Origin of the sequence: Microbacterium kunmingense (assembly GCF_023155745.1) — a bacterium.
Taxonomy (GTDB): domain Bacteria; phylum Actinomycetota; class Actinomycetes; order Actinomycetales; family Microbacteriaceae; genus Microbacterium; species Microbacterium kunmingense.
In genome coordinates this window covers 71,755-93,193 of record NZ_JAKNUS010000004.1, presented here as the reverse complement: position 1 = coordinate 93,193, position 21,439 = coordinate 71,755, and the positions used below count along the sequence as shown (strand labels likewise).

19 protein-coding genes are annotated in these 21,439 nt (G+C 71.0%); 8 read left to right on the top strand and 11 right to left on the bottom strand.

Annotated features, from left to right (window positions below):
* Window positions 1-24 precede the first annotated feature (24 nt).
* The 3 genes from MA875_RS07365 to MA875_RS07355 are packed head-to-tail and all read left to right on the top strand — an operon-like array spanning window position 25 to window position 2,574.
* Entirely contained in the window at window positions 25-852 is an 828-nt protein-coding gene (locus MA875_RS07365) for a sugar phosphate isomerase/epimerase family protein (protein ID WP_248241482.1), read from the top strand.
* Window positions 849-1,976: a Gfo/Idh/MocA family protein gene (locus MA875_RS07360; protein WP_248241481.1), complete on the top strand. Its 1,128-nt coding sequence runs from the start codon at window positions 849-851 to the stop codon at window positions 1,974-1,976. The genes MA875_RS07365 and MA875_RS07360 overlap by 4 nt, the downstream gene beginning before the upstream one ends.
* A gap of 4 nt (window positions 1,977-1,980) precedes the next feature.
* Window positions 1,981-2,574, top strand: coding sequence for a TetR/AcrR family transcriptional regulator (locus MA875_RS07355; protein ID WP_248241480.1), 594 nt, complete (start codon window positions 1,981-1,983; stop codon window positions 2,572-2,574).
* Between the two features lie 41 nt (window positions 2,575-2,615).
* On the opposite strand, the gene MA875_RS07350 is transcribed toward MA875_RS07355, so the two are convergent.
* The 3 genes from MA875_RS07350 to galT all read right to left on the bottom strand — a co-directional run bounded on the left by MA875_RS07350 (window position 2,616) and on the right by galT (window position 5,965).
* On the bottom strand, window positions 2,616-3,452 hold the full coding sequence (locus MA875_RS07350; protein ID WP_248241479.1) for an alpha/beta fold hydrolase: 837 nt from the start codon (window positions 3,450-3,452) through the stop codon (window positions 2,616-2,618).
* 108 nt (window positions 3,453-3,560) lie between these two features.
* On the bottom strand, window positions 3,561-4,769 hold the full coding sequence (gene galK / locus MA875_RS07345) for a galactokinase (RefSeq protein ID WP_372492541.1): 1,209 nt from the start codon (window positions 4,767-4,769) through the stop codon (window positions 3,561-3,563).
* Window positions 4,766-5,965: a galactose-1-phosphate uridylyltransferase gene (gene galT, locus MA875_RS07340; RefSeq protein WP_248241680.1), complete on the bottom strand. Its 1,200-nt coding sequence runs from the start codon at window positions 5,963-5,965 to the stop codon at window positions 4,766-4,768. Before galT ends, galK begins: the two co-directional genes overlap by 4 nt.
* 98 nt (window positions 5,966-6,063) lie before the next feature.
* Here galT and MA875_RS07335 point away from each other — a divergent pair, with 98 nt between their 5' ends.
* Window positions 6,064-7,053, top strand: coding sequence for a LacI family DNA-binding transcriptional regulator (locus MA875_RS07335; protein WP_248241679.1), 990 nt, complete (start codon window positions 6,064-6,066; stop codon window positions 7,051-7,053).
* Between the two features lie 36 nt (window positions 7,054-7,089).
* Here MA875_RS07335 and galE read toward each other — a convergent pair whose 3' ends face one another.
* The 3 genes from galE to pgm all read right to left on the bottom strand — a co-directional run bounded on the left by galE (window position 7,090) and on the right by pgm (window position 10,395).
* Window positions 7,090-8,067 carry a UDP-glucose 4-epimerase GalE gene (gene galE / locus MA875_RS07330; protein ID WP_248241478.1) on the bottom strand — a complete coding sequence of 326 codons (978 nt, stop codon included), beginning with the start codon at window positions 8,065-8,067 and terminating at the stop codon, window positions 7,090-7,092.
* 37 nt (window positions 8,068-8,104) lie between these two features.
* Complete coding sequence (locus MA875_RS07325; RefSeq protein WP_248241477.1) at window positions 8,105-8,662, bottom strand: LacI family DNA-binding transcriptional regulator; 558 nt, start codon at window positions 8,660-8,662, stop codon at window positions 8,105-8,107.
* Window positions 8,663-8,754: 92 nt separating this feature from the next.
* Window positions 8,755-10,395 carry a phosphoglucomutase (alpha-D-glucose-1,6-bisphosphate-dependent) gene (gene pgm / locus MA875_RS07320; RefSeq protein WP_248241476.1) on the bottom strand — a complete coding sequence of 547 codons (1,641 nt, stop codon included), beginning with the start codon at window positions 10,393-10,395 and terminating at the stop codon, window positions 8,755-8,757.
* Window positions 10,396-10,485: 90 nt separating this feature from the next.
* Between pgm and pheA the strand changes: the two genes are divergently transcribed.
* Window positions 10,486-11,460: a prephenate dehydratase gene (gene pheA, locus MA875_RS07315; protein ID WP_248241475.1), complete on the top strand. Its 975-nt coding sequence runs from the start codon at window positions 10,486-10,488 to the stop codon at window positions 11,458-11,460.
* A 12-nt stretch (window positions 11,461-11,472) separates the two neighbouring features.
* Here the strand turns inward: pheA and MA875_RS07310 are convergent, their stop codons facing one another.
* Window positions 11,473-11,955: a MarR family winged helix-turn-helix transcriptional regulator gene (locus MA875_RS07310; protein ID WP_248241474.1), complete on the bottom strand. Its 483-nt coding sequence runs from the start codon at window positions 11,953-11,955 to the stop codon at window positions 11,473-11,475.
* Window positions 11,956-12,035: 80 nt separating this feature from the next.
* Between MA875_RS07310 and MA875_RS07305 the strand changes: the two genes are divergently transcribed.
* On the top strand, window positions 12,036-14,222 hold the full coding sequence (locus MA875_RS07305; protein ID WP_248241473.1) for an MMPL family transporter: 2,187 nt from the start codon (window positions 12,036-12,038) through the stop codon (window positions 14,220-14,222).
* Window positions 14,223-14,563: 341 nt separating this feature from the next.
* Here the strand turns inward: MA875_RS07305 and MA875_RS07300 are convergent, their stop codons facing one another.
* From MA875_RS07300 to MA875_RS07285, 4 genes are all read right to left on the bottom strand, one after another.
* On the bottom strand, window positions 14,564-15,643 hold the full coding sequence (locus tag MA875_RS07300) for an LLM class flavin-dependent oxidoreductase (protein ID WP_248241472.1): 1,080 nt from the start codon (window positions 15,641-15,643) through the stop codon (window positions 14,564-14,566).
* A gap of 17 nt (window positions 15,644-15,660) precedes the next feature.
* Complete coding sequence (locus MA875_RS07295; protein WP_248241471.1) at window positions 15,661-16,302, bottom strand: NADPH-dependent F420 reductase; 642 nt, start codon at window positions 16,300-16,302, stop codon at window positions 15,661-15,663.
* A gap of 134 nt (window positions 16,303-16,436) precedes the next feature.
* Window positions 16,437-17,789: a cryptochrome/photolyase family protein gene (locus MA875_RS07290; RefSeq protein ID WP_248241470.1), complete on the bottom strand. Its 1,353-nt coding sequence runs from the start codon at window positions 17,787-17,789 to the stop codon at window positions 16,437-16,439.
* 37 nt (window positions 17,790-17,826) lie between these two features.
* Window positions 17,827-19,200: a diacylglycerol kinase family protein gene (locus tag MA875_RS07285; RefSeq protein WP_248241469.1), complete on the bottom strand. Its 1,374-nt coding sequence runs from the start codon at window positions 19,198-19,200 to the stop codon at window positions 17,827-17,829.
* Between the two features lie 44 nt (window positions 19,201-19,244).
* On the opposite strand from MA875_RS07285, the gene serS reads away from it, so the two are divergent.
* Window positions 19,245-20,519, top strand: coding sequence for a serine--tRNA ligase (serS, locus tag MA875_RS07280; protein WP_248241468.1), 1,275 nt, complete (start codon window positions 19,245-19,247; stop codon window positions 20,517-20,519).
* Window positions 20,516-21,436 carry an HAD family hydrolase gene (locus MA875_RS07275; RefSeq protein ID WP_248241467.1) on the top strand — a complete coding sequence of 307 codons (921 nt, stop codon included), beginning with the start codon at window positions 20,516-20,518 and terminating at the stop codon, window positions 21,434-21,436. The genes serS and MA875_RS07275 overlap by 4 nt, the downstream gene beginning before the upstream one ends.
* Window positions 21,437-21,439: the final 3 nt, after the last annotated feature.

The following is a 21,439-nucleotide window of genomic DNA, read 5'->3' as shown; positions in this document are numbered from 1 at the left end:
TGACTCCAGACGAAAGAGGTCGCGATGACGCATCCCGAAGCATCGGTGCAGCTGTACACCCTGGCCGAGCAGTTCACCGCCGAACCGGCGCGATCCCTCGACCGTCTCGCCGAGATGGGCCTCCGCCACGTCGAGGCCTTCGCGTTCGTCGACCGGCCCGCCGAGATCCGCGCTGCGCTCGACGCGAGCGGCCTGGATGCCCCCACCGGACACGCGCCGCTTCTCAGCGACGAGCTTTGGACCCCCGACGGCGCGATTCCGACCCCGGCGCCCGAGGTCGTGCTCGAGGCCGCGGCCCGCATCGGTGTGCAGACCGTGATCGACCCGTTCGTCCCGGTCGACCGCTGGCTCACCGAGGACTCCGTCGCCGAGCTCGCCGATCGCCTCAATCGGGCGGCCGACCTCGCCGCGACCTTCGGTCTCACCGTGGGCTACCACAACCATTCGCAGGAATTCGTCGCGAGCTTCGACGGCGTGACGGCGTACGAGCGGTTCGTCTCGCTCACCGACGCCCGCGTCGCGCTCGAACTCGACCTGTACTGGGCTGCCGCCGGCGGTCAGGACGTTCCCGCGCTCGTCACCCGCCTGGGCGAGCGCCTGCAGGCGGTGCACGTGAAGGACGGTGCCGTCCCGGCATCCAACCCCTTCGCTCCCGACGCGCCCGCCTTCGGATCGGGCACCCTCGATCAGCGCCATGCCGGCACGGGCGACGTGCCGCTGGCCGCCGCGCTGCGAGCGGGGGAGGGCGCCATCCGCTATGCGGTCATCGAGTACGACAACCCACCGGGCGACGTCTTCGACGACATCGCCGCCAGTCTCGCCTTCCTGCGTGACGGGGGATTCGTCCGATGAGCGGTGCAGTCGGAGTCGGCGTCATCGGCGCCGGGGTCATCAGCGACACCTACCTCGAGAATCTGCAGTCCTTCCCCGACGTGGACGTCGTCATCGTCGGCGACCTCCTCGTCGGCCGTGCCGAGGCGCAGGCCCGGAAGCACGGCGTCGCGGCCTGGGGCACCGTCGATGACGTGCTGGCGAACCCCGACGTGCACGTCGTGGTGAACCTCACGATCCCCGCCGCGCACATCGAGGTGTCGATGCGCGCGATCACGGCCGGCAAGCACGTCTGGACCGAGAAGCCGATCGGACTCGACCGCGAGGGTGCGGCCGAACTGCTCGCCGCGGCAAGGGCAGCGGGTCTGCGCGTCGGCTCGGCGCCCGACACCATTCTCGGACCCGGCTTCCAGACCGCCAAGCGCGCCATCGCCGCGGGCGTGATCGGCGAACCGCTCTTCGCGCAGACGGTGTTCCAGACGCAGGGGCCCGACCTCTGGCATCCGGCACCGCAGTTCCTCTTCGCCCAGGGCGCGGGCCCGCTGCTCGACATGGGGCCGTACTACTTCTCGGGCCTGGTCAGCCTTTTCGGCGCGGTCGACCGGGTGTCCGCCGTCGGGCGGAAGGCGCGCGAGGAACGCATGATCCACACCGGCCCGCAGGCGGGAACGGCATTCCCCGTCGAGGTGCCCACCACGGTGCAGGTCGTCACCGCCTTCGACAGCGGCCAGCAGGCGCAGAGCCTGCTGAGCTTCGACTCCGCGCTCGAGCGCGCGGGCGTCTTCGAGGTGCACGGCACCGGGGGCTCGATCGTCCTCCCCGACCCGAACCAGTTCGCGGGTCGGATCGCGTACGTGAAGCCGCTCGGCGTGCTGCGCGACGGGATGAGCGTCGACCAGGAGTGGATCGACATCCCGCGGGAGGGGGTTGTCGTCGGGCGCGGCCTCGGACTGCTCGACATGGTGCGTGCGATCGCCGAGGGCCGGCCGCACATCGCGAGTGGCGACCTGGCGCTGCACGTGCTCGACATCATGCTCTCGGCGGAGCAGTCGATCGCGACGGGCGACACCGTCCGCGTGTCGAGCACCGTCGACCCGGTGCCCGCCGTGGACGGCGGCTTCGACCCCTTCGCCCGGACCCTCTGAGCGGATGACCGCTGAGCCGGCGTCGCCGGGGAGTCGAGGCGTCTCACCCAAGGGCATCGCCCGGCGCCAGGAGATCATCGATCGCGCGATCGAGGTCTTCGCGCGGCGGGGAGCCGACCGGACGAGCCTGCGCGCGATCGCCAGCGAGGTGGGAGTCACCCACGCCGCTCTCCGGCACTACTTCGGGTCGCTCGAGGAGCTGCTCGTGGAGGTGTACCGGCAGTCGCAGCGCGACCATGCGGTGCCGCTCGCCCCCGAAACGACGCCGGCCGAGATGATGCGGTACTCGGCCGAGCGCAATCGCGAAATACCGGGGCTCGTGCAGCTGTACTCGACCCTCGTCGCCGCCGCCCTCGAGGAGGACCGCCCTGTCGCCCGGGCGTTCGTCACGACCCGCTTCGCGCGGCTCCGGGAGGGCCTGGCGGCGCGTGTCCGCGAGAGTCAGGCCGCGGGCCGCATGCGTGACGACGTCGACCCCGACGAGGTGGCGGCCCTCGTGATCGCGGCCTCGGACGGTCTGCAGTCACAGTGGCTGCTGGACCCGGGCCTGGATCACGCGCGCATCCTCGCGCTTCTGGATCGACTCCTCTCCCCCTGAGATCGACGGCGCCCTCCTGCTGACGCGCCGCGCGAGCGCCGTCAGGACGCGAGGAATCGGAGCAGTGCCTCGTTGACCTCTTCACCGTGGGTCCACAGCATGCCGTGCGGAGCGCCCTCGATCTCGACATAGGTCGCGTCGGGGAGCATCTCGCGGAAGCGACGTCCCGTGGCGTCGATCGGCAGGATGTTGTCGGCGGTGCCGTGCACGATGAGGGTCGGGACGTCGATCTTGGCGATGTCGGCGCGGAAGTCTGTCGGCCAGCTGAGGGGCGCCGCCGCGATCGCGGTGTTGCCGGCGCGGTTGGCGGTCTGGATGCTGGCGTCGACGGCCTCCTGCGAGATGCGGGAGCCGAGGTTCTCATCGAGGTTGTAGAAGTCGCGGAAGAACCCGGTGAGGAAGGCGTAGCGATCCTTCTTCACCGCGGCCGCGGTCTCGTCGAAGAAGTCCTGCGGCGCGGCACCGTCGGGGTTGTCGTCGGTCTTCAGGAGGTACGGCTCGAGCGAGCCGAGGAACGCGGCCTTCGCGACCTGTCCGCTGCCGTAGGTGGCGAGGTAACGCGCGATCTCCCCGGTGCCCATCGAGAAGCCGACGAGGACGGCGTCGGCGAGGTCGAGGCGCTTCATCAGGGCGTCGAGGTCCGAGGCGAAGGTGTCGTAGTCGTACCCGTTCCCGACCTTGCTCGACCCGCCGAACCCGCGCCGATCGTAGGCGATCACGCGATACCCGGCGTCGAGCACCGCAGCCTGCTGCTTGTTCCACGATTCGCCGTCCAGCGGGAAGCCGTGGATCAGGACGACCGCCTGACCAGACCCCTGGTCGGTGTAGTAGAGCTGGATATCAGCAGAGTTGTCGGTTCCGACGGTGACGAAGGCCATGCGAGTTCCCTCTTTCCGGTGACGGCGCCCGATGGCACCGTCCGCCAGCGTAGGAGCCGGGATGCTGCGGCGGCAGGTCTTGCGCCGGACGGGGTGGGGGAGTAGGCCTCAGGCTTCGCGCCGAGCGCCCTCGGCGGCGGTGACCGGGAAGATCGTGGGTGCGGCGAAGCCGCGCTCGGCGAACGCCGCGGTCACGGCGTCGGTCACCCCGGCGACACGCTCGCGGTCGACCAGGGCGATCGCGGCTCCGCCGAAGCCGCCGCCGGTCATCCGGGCGCCGACCGCTCCGGCTGCGATGGCCGTGTCCACCGCGGTGTCGAGCTCGGGGACGGAGATCTCGAAGTCGTCGCGCATCGAGGCGTGGGAGGCGACGAGGAGGCCGCCGATCGATCGCGGGCCGTCGGTCCGCAGCATCCGTACCGTGTCGAGCACCCGCTGGTTCTCGGTGACGACATGACGTACGCGCCGGAATGTGACGTCGTCGAGCTCGCGCTCGGCTCGGGCGAGGTCTCCGACACCGAGGTCGCGCAGGGAGGCCACCCCGAGTGCCGCCGCACCCGCTTCGCAGGACGCGCGACGCTCGCCGTACCCGCCCGAGGCGTGCGAATGCTGCACCCGAGTGTCCATCACAAGCAGGTTGAGGCCGGCGGCATCGAACCCGAGATCGACAACCTCGACCTCGAGGCTGCGGCAGTCGAGCAGGATCGCCGCGTCGGCGGCGCCGAGGATCGACGCCATCTGGTCCATGATCCCCGTCGGGGCGCCGACGGCCTCGTTCTCGGCGCGCCGGCCCGCACGCGCGAGGGCAGGTCGGTCGAGGCCGAGGTGCCAGAGGTCGTTGAGCGCGACGGCGACCGCCCCCTCGATAGCCGCCGACGACGACAGGCCCGCGCCGACGGGCACGTTCGAGGCGATCGCGACATCGAGCCCGGTCGCGTGCGCGGCCGCAGCACTAGGCGCGGCCTCATGCAGCGCCCAGGCGACGCCGAGCGGGTAACGCGCCCACTCGGGGATGGAGTCGCGGCGGGCGGGGAAGAAGGTCGGAAGATCGTCGAGCGCGACGACCACCGGCTCGTCGGCGAAGGTCGAGGCGACCCGCAGGACGTTCTCGTCGTTCGGGGCGACGGCGGCTGCGGTGCGATGGGGGATCGCCAGCGGCAGCACGAAACCGTCGTTGTAGTCGGTGTGCTCGCCGATGAGGTTGACGCGGCCAGGTGAGGACCACACGCCGGCCGGCGCCGCGTCGGTCAGGCGTGCGAGGGAGGCCAGAGCCGCGTCGCGGGGCGCCGCGGGCGTGGCAGGGGAGGGGTGGGTCACAGGGTCACCTCGGGAACGGATGCCACGGCCGCGCGCAGGCGCTCGGCGGCGGACTCGGGCGGGATGTCGCCGATCCAGGCGCCCATCGCCGCCTCGGATCCGGCGAGGAACTTCAGCTTGTCGGCGGCGCGGCGGGGCGAGGTCAGCTGCAGGTGCAGGCGAGCGCTGTCGCGCGCCACATGGACGGGCGCCTGGTGCCAGGCGGCGATGTACGGGGTGGGCGAGTCATACATCGCGTCGACGCCGCGGAGCAGCCGCAGGTACAGCGGCGCGAGCTCGTCGCGTTCGGCAGCGGTGGTCTCGGCGAAGTCGGCGACGTGCCGATGCGGCACGAGGTGCACCTCGATCGGCCAGCGTGCGGCGAAGGGCACGAAAGCCGTCCAGTGCTCGCCGCTGAGGATCACCCGTGTCGAGGCGCGCTCGCTGTCGAGGATGCGCGAGAAGAGGTCGGGACCGGCCTTGTCCAGCGAGCGCAGCAACTGCTGCGTGCGCGGGGTGACGTAGGGATAGGCGTAGATCTGGCCGTGCGGATGGGCGAGGGTGACGCCGATGGCCTCGCCGCGATTCTCGAACGGGAAGACCTGCTCGATGCCGGGAAGGGCCGAGAGGGCGGCGGTGCGATCGGCCCAGGCTTCGATGACCGTGCGCGCGCGGGTCGGGGTCTGGGTGCCGAACGAGCCCTCGTGCGCGGGGCTGAAACAGACCACCTCGCAGCGCCCGACCGAGGTGCGGGTGCGACCGAGCGCGAGTTCGGCGAGATCGTCGAGGCCCTGCGGCGGGTCGGCGGCCTCCGGCGCGTCGCCGTGCGCCGTGCGCAGCGCCGGTCCGAACGACGGCGACCTGTTCTCGAAGACGGCGACGTCGTAGCGCGACGGGATCTCGGACGGGTTGGTGGGCGTCTGCGGTGCGAGGGGATCGAGCTCGGCCGGCGGGAGGAAGGCGCGATTCTGCCGCGCCGCGGCGACGGAGATCCAGTCGCCGGTGAGCACGTCGAGGCGCATCGTGGCGGTCTGCGGCCGGGGGTCGAGAGTGCGGGCGTCGACGGATCGCTCGGGGCCGAGTGTGGTGTCGGGGTCGTCGAAGTAGATCAACTCCCGCCCGTCGGCGAGGCGGGTCGAACGCTTGGTGACGCCACCGGTGAGGAGCTCGGCGTGCGGGGTGGTCGATGCGGCATCCGTGGCGCCGAACTCCTGCATGTTCACGTCAACACGATAGCTCGGCCTCGTGGTAACGTCAACATGGCGCGGATCGCCGGAGTTACGTCGGGGGGGAGGGGGACGTGCGCCGAGTCTCCATGGCCGATGTCGCCGCCGCGGCCGGGGTGTCGGGTCAGACGGTGTCGAGGGTCGTCAACGCCAGCCCCCGCGTCGACCCCGCGACGCGTGCGCGCGTGGAAGCGGCCATGTCGCGGCTCGGCTATCGCCCGCACCGCGCGGCACGTGCGCTGCGCACGGGGCGCACCCAGACGATCGGGCTCGTGGTCGCGACGCTCGACACGGTGGGGAACTCCCGCATGCTCCAGGCCGTGGCGGCGGCGGCCGCAGGCCGCGGGTACGGTGTGGCCCTGGTGACGGCGGTCGGACCGGAATCGGCCGACGATGCCTTCAAGCGGCTCGCCGATCAGGGCGTCGACGGCGTCGTCGTCCTGAACGAGGCGTCACCCTTCGCCGCGACGGTCCCCGCCGCTGCCGGCTTCCGCCTCCTCCTCGTCGACGCGCCGGGTGCCCCCGCGTCACCCGATGCGGCACCGGGGTTCCACGTCGTGCAGACCGACCACGCCGCGGGAGCGCACCAGGCGGTCGCGCACCTTCTCGAGCTCGGGCATCGCCACATCGCCCATATTGCCGGACCCGCGGATTCCTTCGCGGCGCGACAGCGCGAGGAGGGCTGGCGCAGCGCGCTCACCGCGGCCGGGCTTGAGGTGCCGGTACCGGTGCGGGGCGACTGGAGCGCGGCATCCGGGTATGCGGCCGGCGGTCGCCTCGACGACGCGACCGCCGTCTTCGTCGCCAACGACCAGATGGCGTTGGGCGCCCTCCGCGCGCTCGCCGACGCGGGGAAGACGGTGCCCGCGGATGTCAGCGTCGTCGGCTTCGACGACATCGCCGACGCCGCGGAGTACCGTCCGCCGCTGACGACCGTGCGTCAGGACTTCGACGCCCTCGGTGCGCGCGCTGTCGAGGTGCTGCTGGAGGATGTCGAGTCGGAGGCCGACACGGCGCCGGTGGTCGAGACGTTCACCCCGGCCCTCGTTCTGCGGGCCAGCACCGCTCCCCGCCGCTGATCCGCACGCCGTCGGGGTTCGCGCCGCACGGAGCGGTCAGGCCGCGGCGCGCCGCGCCTCCCACCCCGTGCGGACCATCTCGTCGACGCTGTAACGCATCTTCCAGTCGAGGTCGCGGGCCGCGAGCTCGCCGGTCGCGACGATCCGGTCGGGGTCGCCGGCGCGGCGCGGCCCGATTTCGGGGGTGAAGTCGATGCCGGTGACCCGCACCATGGCGTCCATGATCTGGCGCACCGACAGGCCGTCGCCCGAGCCGAGGTTGTACGCGGCCTCGACGGGCTCGCCGGCCGCCAGCCGCTGCGCGGCGACCGCGTGCGCCGCGGCGATGTCGGCGACGTGGACGTAGTCGCGCACGTTCGTGCCGTCGGGGGTGTCGTAGTCGTCCCCGTTGATCCGGGGGGTGCGTCCCTCGATGAGCGCCTCGAAGACGAGCGGGAAGAGGTTGTGCGGCGAGGTGTCGTAGACCGAGCGGTCACCCGAGCCCACGACGTTGAAGTAGCGCAGCGAGGTGTGGCGAAGCGGCACGGCCGTCTCGGCGGTGGCGACAGCCTGATCGCGGATCAGCCACTCGCCGATGAGCTTCGACTCGCCGTAGGGGCTCGCGGGGCGCTTGGGGAGATCCTCGGTGACGAGCGGGACGTCGGGGGTGCCGTATACCGCGGCGGAGGACGAGAACACGAGGTTCGCCACGCCGGCGGCCTCCATCGCCTCGAGGACGATGCGTGTGCCCTCGACGTTCTGCGCGTAGGTGTGCAGGGGGCGCTTCACCGAGACGCCGGCGTATTTGAATCCCGCGAGATGGATGACGCCGGTCACGGCGTGCTCGCGGAGCGTCTGCTCCATGAGCGCCCGATCGAGAATGCTGCCTCGCACGAACGGGACGCCGTCGGGGACGAACCCCGGGTGACCACTGGAGAGGTCATCGATGACGACGGGGGGCAGCCCCGCGGCATCCAGAGCTCTGACGATGTGCGCACCGATGTAGCCGGCCCCGCCGGTGACAAGCCAAGACATGGCTCCCATCCTGCCGCACCCCGCGGCAGGGCCCGATTCAGTCCTCCGGAAGGTTGCGGATGACGCGGATGGCGCGGGCCGCCGCATCCGCGTCGTCGGCGGCGTCCTCGGGCGCGAAGGTGACGAGCCGTGTTCCCATGGCCTGCAACGCCGAGATCTCGGCCGCGACAGGACCCTCGACGCCGGCGACCCCCGCGCCGAGGATGAGCCCCTGCGGTCGCTGGCCGCGGAGGGTCTGGAGGATCTTCCGCTCGCGCTCGGCGTCGCCGCCGGTCTCGGCGACCGTGAGGATCAGCCCCGCGGCCTCGGTCTCGCGCGAGAGCGCGCGGGTCAGGGCGCCGAATCGCGCATCGGTCATGTCGGTGACGATGAAGGCTGTGATGGCCGAGGCGCCTCGCGCGATCGCCTGCGCGGCGACGTTGGCGGTGTAGCCGAGTTTGGTCGCCGCCGCCTCCACACGGACGCGATAACTGTCAGCGACCTTGCGGTTCGACCCGTTCAGAACGCGCGATGCAGTCGCCAACGACACGCCCGCCTCGCGGGCTACGTCGTGGAGAGTGGGTGCACCTCGGGTAAGCGCGACGCTCTCGGTCACAGGCTCAGTGTATGCCCCACGGGGTCGACGCGGGCGGATGAATTCGGTACGCTCCGCCCGCGCGCTTCCCGGCGGCAGAACGGCCGGTCGGCTCAGCTTTCGAGCGCCGCAGAGACGACCGCCCTCGCCTCCTCCTGCACCTGCCGGAGGTGCTCCTCGCCGCGCAGCGACTCGGCGTACAGCTTGTAGACGTCCTCTGTGCCCGAGGGCCGGGCGGCGAACCACGCGTCGGCCGTCTGCACCTTCAGGCCTCCGATGGCTGCATCGTTCCCCGGCGCATGCGACAGCTTCGCGGTGATGGGGTCGCCTGCGAGCTCGGTGGCGGCGACCGCGTCGGGCGACAGCTTCGACAGCTTCGCCTTCTGCTCGGGGGTCGCCGGGGCATCGACACGCTGATAGGCGGATGACCCGAACTCGGCCTCGAGCTCGGCATAGCGCTGGGACGGGGTCTTGCCGGTCACCGCGAGGATCTCCGCGGCGAGGAGGCAGAGCAGGATGCCGTCCTTGTCGGTCGTCCATACCGTGCCGTCCTTGCGGAGGAACGAGGCGCCGGCCGACTCCTCGCCCCCGAAGGCGACCGAGCCGTCGAGCAGTCCGGGCACGAACCACTTGAACCCCACCGGCACCTCGTACAGGGTGCGCCCGAGCCCGGCGACGACCTTGTCGATGATCATCGACGACACCAGGGTCTTGCCGACCGCCGCCCCGGCGGGCCAGTTCTCGCGGTGCGAGAAGAGATAGTCGATGGCGACGGCGAGGTAGTGGTTGGGGTTCATCAGGCCCGCGTCGGGGGTGACGATGCCGTGTCGGTCGGCGTCGGCGTCGTTTCCCGTGAGGATGTCATAGTCGTTGCGCTTCGCCACGAGGGAGGCCATCGCCGAGGGCGACGACGGATCCATGCGGATCTTCTCGTCCCAGTCGAGGGTCATGAACCGCCACGTCGGATCGACGTCGGGGTTCACGACAGTGAGATCGAGCTCGTACATCTCGGCGATGCGCGCCCAGTACTCCACCGAGGCGCCCCCGAGCGGGTCGGCGCCGATGCGGACGCCTGCCGAGCGGATGACGTCGATGTCGATGATCGTGGCGAGGTCGCGCACGTACGCCTCGCGGAAGTCGTAGGTGCCTAGGGTGTCGGCGTCGATGTCGCTGTACTTCGTGCGGGCCACACCCGCGAGACCCGCGGTGATGAGCTCGTTCGCCCGGTTCGCGATCCACCCGGTCGCGTCGGTGTCGGCCGGCCCGCCGTGCGGGGGGTTGTACTTGAACCCGCCGTCGGCGGGAGGGTTGTGGCTCGGGGTGACGACGATGCCGTCGGCCCGGCCCGGGTCATCCGCGCTCTTCCCCCGGTTGTAGGTGAGGATCGCGTGGCTGAGTGCGGGTGTGGGAACCCAGGAGTCGCGGGAGTCGACGCGGACGTCGATGCCCGAGGCGACGAGGACTTCGATGGCGCTCCGCTCGGCGGGGAGGGAGAGGCCGTGGGTGTCGCGTCCCAGGAACAGGGGGCCTTCGATGCCCGCCATCTGCCGGTAGTCGACGATCGCCTGGGTGGTCGCGAGGATGTGGTCCTCGTTGAAGCTTGTCGTCAGTGACGATCCGCGGTGCCCGCTGGTGCCGAAGGCCACGCGCTGCGCGGGGATCGAGACGTCGGGTTTGCGGTCGTAGTAGGCGGAGATGAGGGCGTCGATGTCGATGAGATCGGAGGCCTCGGCGGGCTGTCCTGCGCGCGTCATGCCCCCAGTCTGCCCCGACCGGGGTACCCGCCGCACGGGTTGACATGCCGGGTGGCTCGGTTGCGCTACCGGATGGCTAGGCTGAACGCCGTGACTTCCGACGCCGCCGGGCCCGTGGCATCCGCTCCCACCCGCCGGACCTACAGCTTCCTCGGCCCGGCCGGCACCTTCACCGAAGCGGCGCTGGCACAGGTTCCCGAGGCGCGCGGTCAGATCTGGCGGCCCGTGCACAACGTCGGCGAGGCCCTCTCCGACGTCATCGACGGTCGCGCTCATGCGGCGATGATCGCCATCGAGAACTCCGTCGACGGCGGCGTGTCCACCGCCCAGGACGCGCTCGCCACCGTCGCGGGGCTGCGCATCATCGGCGAGTACCTGGTGCCGGTCGATTTCGTGCTCGTCGGGCGCCGGGGGATGCGGCTGGAGGACGTCTCGCTCGTCGCCGCGCACCCCGTCGCCTACGCGCAGTGCCTGCAGTGGCTGACGCGCACCCTCCCCGCGCACGCGCACATCCCGGCATCCAGCAATGTCGCCAGCGCCCTCGGGCTCCTCGACGGCACCAGCGATGCGGATGCCGCGATCGCGCCGCCGGGGATCCTCGAGCACCACGACCTGGAGCTGCTGGCCGAGAAGATCGGCGACAACCTCAATGCGGTGACCCGATTCGTGCTGGTGGGGAAGACCGTCGCGCCGCCCGAGCCCACGGGCGCGGACAAGACCTCGCTCATCGTCGAGCTGCCCGACGACCGACCGGGTGCGCTGCTGGAGATGCTGGAGCAGTTCGCCACCCGAGGCATCAACCTCTCGTTGCTCGCCTCGCGCCCGATCGGCGACGAGCTCGGCCGCTACCGTTTCGTCATCGACGCCGACGGGCACGTCCACGACGAGCGGATGGCCGATGCGCTCATGGGTCTTCGCCGCTTCAGCCCGAAGGTGATCTTCCTCGGTTCCTACCCGCGCGCCGATCGCGCCGTGGTGCGCTACCCCGACCGATACTCCGATGACGTGTTCGTCGAGGCGCGGGACTGGCTGCGGGGGCTCCTCAGCGGCGAGCCCGAGACCTGATCCGCGGGCGGATCAGTCCGCTGCGGCGGCGTGAGCCCGGTAGGTCGCGATCACCCGTGAGAGATAGCGGGCGATGACCTCCTGCTCCTCAGCGGTGAACTCGTCGAGCTCCCGGTCGACGTCCTGGATCATCGGCATCAGCATGCCCAGGGCCCGGGCGCGGGATGCCGGTGTGGGAACCACCATCACACCTCGGCGATCTGTGGGGTGCGGCTCGCGGGTGACGTGACCCAGTGCCACCAGTCGGTCGACGGCGGTCGTCGTGGAGGCCGTCGAGATCCCGAGGCGCTTGGCCAGCTCGCTGGGCGTGAGCGGGCCGGCCATGAGCAGGTGCTCCATCGCCTCCAGGTCGGTGGGGTTCACCGTGAGCTCGCGGCGCATGCGCTCTTCGAACAGCTCGGTGACGTCGAGCACCTCGCGCAGCAGCGTGGTGGGCGCGCGGAACGCAGGCCCGCCGGGGGGAGCCGGCGTCGACGGGACATCCGCTGCGTGCACATGCCCACTATAACTGCGCTAGTCTTCCTCATATCTAGGCTTTCTAATTAAATCCGTTTCATTCTCACAGGAGTCGACCGATGACCGGGTATGTGCGCTTCATCACGGCCGCCAAGACCTCATGGATCGTGCTGGTGCTCGCCGCGGCGGCGGCCGCCGCGCTGTTCGCCTTCGGCAGCGGCGGCGAATCCGACAACGCGCCCGCCGTCGGGCTGCCCGACTCCGCCGAGTCGGTCCAGGTCGACGAACTGCTCGAGGAGTTCCCGAGCGCCGACACCACCTCGGCCTTCCTCGTATTCGAGGCCGAGGGCGACGAGCTGAGCGCTGAGGCGCTCGAGACCATCAACGGCAAGGTCTTCGGCGACCTCGTCGACGTCACGCCCGACGGTTTCGTCCCGCCGGCGCAGGTGTCGGACGACGGTCGCGTCGCGCTGGTCATCGTGCCGCTGGATCCCGAGACCGGCATCGAGGCGCAGTCCGAGCGCGCCCAGGAGATCCGCGACATCGCCGCCGCCGACCTCGACGACGACGTGCGGGTGTACTTCACCGGCCCGGAAGGGTTCGAGGTCGACCTCGCCGCGGTATTCGCCGGGGCCGACATCACGCTGCTCCTGACCACGGTGATCGTCGTCGCGATCCTGCTCCTCATCACCTACCGCAGCCCCTGGCTGTGGCTCGTGCCGCTGACGGTGATCGGCGTCGCCGACGCGCTCGCGGGCATCGTGGCACGCAACGTCGCCGCCGCTGTCGGTGTCGAACTCGACCCGTCGATCACCGGCATCCTCTCGGTGCTCGTCTTCGGCGCCGGCACGAACTACGCCCTCCTTCTCATCGCCCGCTACCGCGACGAGCTGCGACTGCACGAAGACCGTCGCGAGGCCATGCGGCGGGCGGTGCGGGGTGCCGGCCCCGCCATCATCGCGAGCGGCTCCACCGTTGCGTTGGCCCTCGCGACGCTCCTCTTCGCCGAGCTCGCGGGCAACCGCGCCCTCGGGCTCGCCTGTGCGGTGGGCATCGTCGTGGCGATGATCTTCGCCCTCGCCGTGCTTCCGGCAGCCCTCGTGCTGTTCGGCCGAGGCCTGTTCTGGCCCTACATCCCCCGCTTCGGATCGCGCGACGCGATCTCGCGGAGCCCATGGGGCAAGCTCGGACGCGCCGTCTCGCGCCGACCGGCGATCGTCGCGATCAGCGGGTTCGTCGTTCTGGGCGCCCTCGCCTCGGGTGTCTTCTTCGTGCAGACCGGCCTGTCGCAGAACGACCGGTTCCTCGACAAGCCCGAGGCGGTCGTGGGCCAGGAGATCATCGCCGACGCGTTCTCGGCCGGTGCCACCTCGCCCGCGACCGTCGTGGTGGGACGGGATGACGCCGACGCCGCCGTCGCCGAACTCGAGACCATCGACGGGGTCGACGCGGCGGTGATCGCCGAGGAGACCGACGACCTCGCACGCATCGACGTCACCCTCGACGCCAGCGCCGAGACGCCTGAGGCCTATGCGGCCATCACCGCGATGCGCGCCGCGCTTGACGACGTCGGCGCCGGCGACGGGCTCGTGGGCGGACTCGACGCACGTTCGCTCGACGTCGCCGACGCGCAAGCGCGCGACCAGGCGCTGGTGATCCCGCTCATCCTGGTACTCGTCTTCATCGTGCTGGTCGTGCTGCTGCGGGCTCTCGTCGCGCCGCTGCTGCTGCTCGTCGCGGTGGTGGTGAGCTTCTTCTCGGCGGTCGGGGCGAGCTGGTGGCTGTTCCAGACGCCGCTGTTCGGTTTCCCGGCGATCGACACGAACGTGCTGCTGTTCAGCTTCCTGTTCCTCGTGGCCCTCGGCGTGGACTACAGCATCTTCCTCGTCACCCGCGCGAAGGAGGAGGCCGACCGGCTCGGCATCACCCAGGGGATGATCCGCGCGCTCGCCGCGACGGGTGCGGTCATCACCAGCGCCGGGATCCTGCTCGCCGCGGTCTTCGCGGTGCTCGGGGTGCTGCCGCTCATCACCCTCACGCAGATCGGCATCATCGTCTGCATCGGCGTGCTCATCGACACCTTGCTCGTGCGGACGGTCATCGTGCCGGCGCTGACGTTCCTGCTGCGCGACCGGGTGTGGTGGCCACGTCGCCCGAAGCTCAGCGACGCCGACGCGGCTGCGCAGGGCGCGGACGCGTTCGCCGACCCGCTGGAGGTGGAGCGTCGCAGGGCGGCGGCCGCCGCGGCTGCCGACGGGGTCGCAACGGGCGACCTCTCGAAGGAGCCTGTCGTCGCAGAACGCTGACGCCGCGCGCCCCCGAGGGTCGTTGGGCCGGTGCGCGGGTCGTGCGGACTCGACGGAGCCTCGGGGATCCGCGCAGCCTCGGCCCAGATCCCCCGGATGGGCCGAGGTTGTGCTGATCTCCGAGGCTAGGTCGGAGCGGGGGCGTGGAGCTCAGCGTCTTCCCCCGCGGGCCTCGCTTCCCGCGTCGGCCCCGCGTTGTGCCGTGTTGCCCGCGTTGCTGAGGACTTTCACGCTCCCGCGGATCGGAAGCCCCTTTCCCATCCGCGTGAGCGCGGAAATCCGCGCGACCGACGGACCGGGCGAGCGCGACCCCACCGTCGGTCGCTAAGCGAGCGCAGCCGTCAGCCGGCGACGAGCGCCGGCGCCGTCCCGGCGCGCGACGCCATGGCCTCGGCGAGGAGGGTGAGCGACTGGGTGCGACCCGCGGCGGCATCCGTCTGCTCGGAAGCGAACGCGCCCGCGATCGGCGAGACCATCACCTCGTCCACCCCGGCGCGCGCAGCCAGGTCCGCAAGACCCGCAGCCACGTCGTCGCCCGTCCCGACGAACCAGGTCGCCCGGGCGGCGGCCATGATCTCGTCGGCCATGGGCGCGAGCGGCGCCGCGCTTCGCGCGTCGTCGACGGTCTCGAGCGGCGTGAGGGGCTGATTCGTGCGCAGTCGCACCATCATCCGCAGCTGCGGCAGCGCCCGCGCCTCGGCCTCTTCGACGGTCCGGGCCGCCACGATGTTCGCCGTGACGAAGGTGCGAGGGGCGGGGTGCGCCTCCGAGGGGCGGTACTGGTCGCGGTACAGCTGCAGGGCGCGCTCCAGTCCCGACCCGGAGAAGTGATTCGCGAAGACGTACGGGAGGCCGAGCGAGGCGGCCAGCTGGGCGGAGTAGTCGCTCGATCCGAGCAGCCACACCTCGGGGGCGCCCTGCGCAGCCGGCGTCGCCCGCACCTCGTACGTGCTGCCCGACGTCAGCCGGATCGCTGCACCGTCAGCGGAGGTGAGGGCGAGGATGTCACCGATGTGGTCCGGGAAGCGCTCGACGTCGCTCGTGGTCCCCGACATCCGCAGCAGCTGCGTGATGACCGGGTCGCTGCCCGGTGCCCGCCCGATCCCGAGATCGATGCGGCCGGGGGCGATCGCCTCGAGCGCGGCGAACTGCTCGGCGACCACGAGCGGGGAGTGGTTGGGGAGCATCACCCCGCCGGACCCGACCCGGATCCGCAAGGTGCGTGCCGCCGCCGCCGCGATCAACACCGGCGGCGCGGTCGAGGCCACGGCCGGCATGTTGTGGTGCTCGGCGAACCAGTACCGCTCGTAACCGAGACGTTCGGCGGTCTCGACGAGGGCGAGGGATGCCGCGACCGCCTCGGCGCTGCTCTGGCCGGCGCGCACCGGCACGAGGTCGAGGACCGACAGGGTGATGCTCATACCGAAGGATGCTCCGATCAGGGAAGACGGTTCGCGCGGGCGAGATTCTCGCGCATCTCATCGGCGGTCTGCCGCTGCCCGTACCCGGGGCGGTCGCGCTCGAGACGCCACGACTCGCTCAGCGGTCCGGCGCTGACGGTGTCGAAGCCGAGCTCGTCGTAGAGGCGGGTCATCACCTCGACCGCCTCAGGGAAGTCGCTCGCGGTGCCCAGCGCGCGGCGGCCCGGCGTCCCGGCCGGAGAGCCGTCGGTGGTGATCTGCGTGGACATGATGTTGTTGAACGCCTTCACGACCTTCGAGGTCGGGAGGTGGTCCTGCAGCAGCTGCGAGGTCGTGGTCTCGCCGCGGTCGAGCGCCTCGATGTGGCCGTCGCGCTCGAAGTAGTAGTTGTTGGTGTCGAGCACGATCTTGCCGGCCAGGGGCTCGACGGGGATGGCGCCGATGGCCTTGAGCGGCACAGTCACGACGGCGATATCGGCCGCTTCGGCGGCCTCCTGTGCGGTGGCGGCGCGGAGCTTCGGGCCCACCTCGTCCACGAGATCCTTCAGGGTCTCCGGTCCACGGGAGTTCGCGATGGCGACGTCATAGCCGACTCCGGTGAAGGCGCGGGCGAGCTGGCTGCCGATGTGTCCGGCACCGATGATTCCGATGGTGGTCATGTGTGGGGCCAACCGAGGGCGTTGCTCGGACATTCCCTTCTGCACAACTCCTCAACTCCCGTGCGCGCGACGCCCGACCGGGGCTTCGAGGGCAGGCTCGGCGCATTAACTGAGGAGTTGTGCAGGCAGGGCGCTCAGCGCGGCGCGCGCTTGACCTCCTCGTACGCCTCCAGGGCCGCCTTGCGCGACTCCTTCAGATCCACGATCGGCGCGGGCGCGTCGCCCGAGACGTGCTCGGGTGCCCATTCGCGGATGTACTCCCGCTTCGGGTCGAACTTCTCGGCCTGAAGCTCGGGGTTGAACACCCGGAAGTACGGGGCGGCGTCGGCGCCCGACCCGGCGACCCACTGCCAGCTGAAGGGGTTGTTCGCGGCATCGGCGTCGACGAGGCAGTCCCAGAACCACTCCTCGCCCCGCCGCCAGTCGATGAGGAGGTTCTTGATCAGGAACGAGGCCGTCACCATGCGCACCCGGTTGTGCATCCAGCCCGAGACCCACAACTCCTTCATGCCGGCGTCGACGAGCGCGACTCCGGTCTCGCCCCGCTGCCACGCCCGCAGGTGCGACGGCTTCAGCCGAGGCCACGGGAAGGCGTCGAACTCGCGTCGCAGATTCACCGTGGCGAGGTCGGGGTGGTGGAAGAGCGTGTGCCACGCGAACTCCCGCCATCCGAGCTCCGAGAGGAACCGTCGCGGGTTCCCCTCGTCCACCGCGGCGTCCCAGATCTGGTACGGACTCAGCTCGCCCCAGCGGAGGCGCGGCGACAGCATCGACGTCGACCCCGACGCCGGTTCGTCGCGGCTGCGGTCGTAGCCGCCGAGGTCGCCGGCGATGAACTCCTTCAGGCGTCGCTTGGCCGCCGCCTCGCCCGGTGTCCACCGGTCGCGCAGGCCGCCCGCCCAGTCGGGGTCGGTGGGCAGCAGCCCCCAGGACTCGAGATCGTCGGAGTCGATCCGTCCCGAGAACCCCGGCACCTCGCGGGGCTCGGGCAGCGGTGCCCGCGGCGCCGGCAACGACAGGCAGGCGCGCCAGAACGGGCTGTAGACCGAGAACGGCTTCCCCGCCCCGGTCCTCACCGTCCAGGGCTCGAACAGCAGCGAGGCGGCGAACGACTGCACGGTCACGCCGTCTTCGCGCAGGCTCGCCTTCAGGTCGGCGTCGATGTCGCGCTCGGGCAGGCTGTAGCGCCGGTTCCAGAAGACGGCGCCGGCGCCGGTGTCGGCGACGAGCGAGGGAAGGACATCGGATGCCGCGCCCCGGCGCAGCACGAGGCGCGCCCCTTTCTCGGCGAGGTCTTCGCCGAGCGAGGTCAGAGAGTGGTGGAGCCACCACTTGGCCGCGCCGCCGAGCGGGCGCATGCCGGGGGAGTCCTCATCGAGGATGTACAGACCGATGACGGGTTCGTCGCGGTCGAGCGCCGCGCGCAGCGCGGGGTTGTCGGCGAGGCGGAGGTCGTCGCGGAACCAGACGATCGAGGGCGCAGCCATGCACCCATCCTGGCCTCCGCGCGGTACCTCGGGGTCGTCAGAGCCCTTCGACCTTATGCCCGCGCGGCAGGGCGAGCAGGAGCGAGGCGGGCTCCAGTCGCACGCGCACCTGGGCGGCCTCGCCGAACTCGTCGCCGTCGAGCTGAACGGGGTGCGGCTCGGAGGTCGCGAGATCCACGCCGAGGCCCCGCGAGTATCGCACCGCGTTGTCCTTCGTCCGCAGCGCCATCACCCGGCGGCCGCTGCGGAACCGGCGGAGGAAGCTGTTGTCCCACGCCACCCGGCGCCAGACGAAGATCCATCCGAGGAGCCCCTTGGGCTGGATGAAGACGATGTCGAGGTTGCCGTCGGCCACAGACGCCTCGGGAATCAGTTCGAGCCCCGCCGGAAGCGACCCGCAGTTGGCGAAGAGCACGCTCTGGACGCGCGCGGCGTGGATGCGGCGCTGCGGCAGCTGGTACATCAGGCGGAAGGGCTTGGCGGCCGGAAGCGACCTGGCCACGCCGTCGACGTACGCCACCCAGCCGACCTGCTTCTTCAGCTTCGGGTTGGTGTTGGCGATCATCGCGGCATCCAGGCCCATGCCGCCCATGACCACGAACGCGTGCTCGTCAACGGTGCCGTCCTGGCGTCGAAGGCTCGCGAAGCCGACATCCATCGCGAGGGAGTCCCCGTCGAAGGTCGCCCGGATCATCGCGTCGGGGTCGTCGAGGGGGAGGAGCAGATTGCGGGCGAGGAGGTTGCCGGTTCCGCTCGGGACGATGGTCAGCGGAACGTCGCTGCCGGTCATCGCCTCGGCCACCGCGCGCACGGTGCCGTCGCCGCCGGCGACGAGCACCGCGCTCACCCCCTCTTTGAGGGCCTGGCGGGTGACGTCGTCGCCGAGGTCGTCGACGGTGGTCTCGTAGAAGAGCGGCTCCGACCAGCCCGCGTCCTTCGCGGCCCGCTCGACCCGCGCCCGCAGGTCGTCGGCGTCAACCTTGGTCGGGTTGTACACCAGGGCCGCCTTGGGACTCGGGCGTCCTTCGGTGTCGGCCATCGGCTCGGGTTCGCCCTCCGCCGACACCCGGCGGGCTTCGCCGGTCTCCCCGTCGGTGGTATCGGGCTCGACGTCGTCGGGCTCGCGGATCACGTCGTCGGGTGCGGCGGCCTCGGTCGGGTCAGGTTCCTTCTCGCCGCCGGTCGAGCCGGAGGTCGTGGGAGACGCCTCACCGGCGTCCATCACCTCGTCGTCCAGCAGGTCGCCGTCGACGGCCTCGCCCGGCTCGATCTCGTCTGCCTGCTCGGCGAGCTCTTCGTCGGCGGCCTCGATGTCGTCCTCATCCGGTCCGTCGGCATAGACCGCGTCCGACGGATGCGGCGGATCGGCGCGGTCGGGCGCCTCGTCGTTGTCGTTCTGTCCCCCTGGCATGCACTCAGACTAGGACCCGAGAGGCCGGTGATTAGACTCGTCCCGTGATCGATCCCGTGCTTCTTCGTGACAATCCCGAGCTGGTCAAGCGCTCGCAGGAGGCACGGGGGGAGTCGGCGGACACCGTCGACGCCGCCCTCGAGGCCGACCGCGCCCGCCGCGCCGCCATCACCGCCTTCGAAGAGCTGCGCGCGGCGCAGAACGCGCACGGCAAGCGGGTGGCGCAGGCGCCGAAGGACGAGAAGGCCGCCCTCGTGGCAGAAGCGAAGGAGCTCAGCGAGCGCGTCAAAGCCGCTCAGCACGCGGTGACCGCCGCCGAGGAGTCTGCCGACGCGGCCTTCGCACGGATCGAGAACATCGTCATCGACGGGGTGCCCGCCGGCGGCGAGGACGATTTCATGACACTCCGCACCCACGGCGAGACCCCGACGTTCGACTTCGAACCGCGAGACCACCTCGAGCTCGGCGAGCTGCTCGGCGCCATCGACATGGAGCGCGGCACGAAGGTGTCGGGGAGCCGGTTCTACTTCCTCACCGGCATCGGCGCGCGTCTGGAGCTCGCGCTCATGACCCTCGCGCTCGACCGCGCGCTGCAGGCCGGGTTCACCCCCCTCGTGCCGCCGACCCTCGTGCGTCCCGAGGTCATGCGCGGGACCGGGTTCCTCGGCCAGCACGCCGACGAGGTCTACCACCTCGAGGAGGACGACCTCTACCTCGTGGGCACCAGTGAGGTCCCCCTCGCGGGGTATCACATGGACGAGATCCTCGATCTCTCCCGCGGCGCCAAGCGCTACGCCGGCTGGTCGACCTGCTACCGCCGCGAGGCGGGTTCGTACGGCAAAGACACCCGAGGCATCATCCGCGTCCACCAGTTCAACAAGCTGGAGATGTTCGTCTACACCACCGTTGACGAGGCCGAGGCCGAGCACCAGCGCCTCGCCGACATGCAGGAGGGGATGCTCCAGGACCTCGGTCTGTCGTACCGCGTGATCGACGTCGCCGCGGGCGACCTCGGCTCGAGCGCGGCCCGCAAGTACGACATCGAAGCGTGGGTGCCCACGCAGAACGCGTACCGCGAGCTGACCTCGACCTCGAACTGCACGACCTATCAGGCGCGGCGCCTGAACATCCGACACCGACTCTCGGCCGACGAGGGCGGCAAGACCCAGTTCGTCGCGACCCTCAACGGCACGCTCGCCACCACCCGGTGGATCGTGGCAATGCTCGAGACCCACCAGCGGGCCGACGGCTCGGTGGTGGTACCCGAGGTGCTTCGTCCCTACCTGGGTGGCCTCGAGGTCATCGAGCCGGTCTCATGACCCCCGATTCCTCCGAGACCGGGCTCCCCGACACGGGCGAGATCGAGCGCACCGAGCAGGAGGACGCCGCCGAGCTCGTCGAGGAACTCGCGACGGGATCCGAACGACCGGATGCCGCGGGGGAGCGCCTCCTCATCGTGCTCGACATCGACGGCACCGTCCTGCTGGAAGACGAGACCCTCAGCCCCGGCGTCGTCGACGCCGTCGCGCACGCCGGCTCCGCCGGCCACGAGGTGATGCTGGCCACCGGGCGCAGCTGGGAGTCGACCCGCGGCATCCTCCGTGTCCTGGGCATCGCGCCCGAGTACGTGGTCTGCTCCAACGGCGCGATGGTGATGAAGCGGGTCGAGGCCGACGAGGTGCGTTACGAGCGGTGGCACACCGAGACCTTCGACGCCACCGAGGTGCTGCGCCTGCTGCGCGAGCACCTTCCCGACGCGCGGTACATGGTCGAGCTGCCCGACGGCAGCCGCCTGTACACCGAGTACCTCGATGACTGGAATCTGGTGGGCGCTCGCCGGGTGTCGTTCGACGAGCTGGTCGAACAGCCGGTCTGCCGCGTGGTGGTCGTCTCGCCGGGGGACAGCGAGGCCGACTTCATCGAGCTCGTCGAGCGGGTGGGGCTCAACGAGGTCTCGTACGCGGTCGGGTGGACCGCGTGGCTCGACGTCGCCCCGCAGGGCGTCGATAAGGGAACCGCGCTGGAGCTGGTTCGCAAGGAGCTCGGGGTCGACCCGTCCCGCGTTCTGGTGATCGGCGACGGACGCAACGACGTCGGCATGTTCGAGTGGGCGCTCCAGCACGGCGGGCGCGCCGTGGCGATGGAGCAGGGGCCCGACGAGGTGCGGGCGGCCGCCGGTGAGGTCACCACCACCGTGCAGGCCGGCGGCGTGGCCGCCATCCTCCGCGCACTGTAGTCA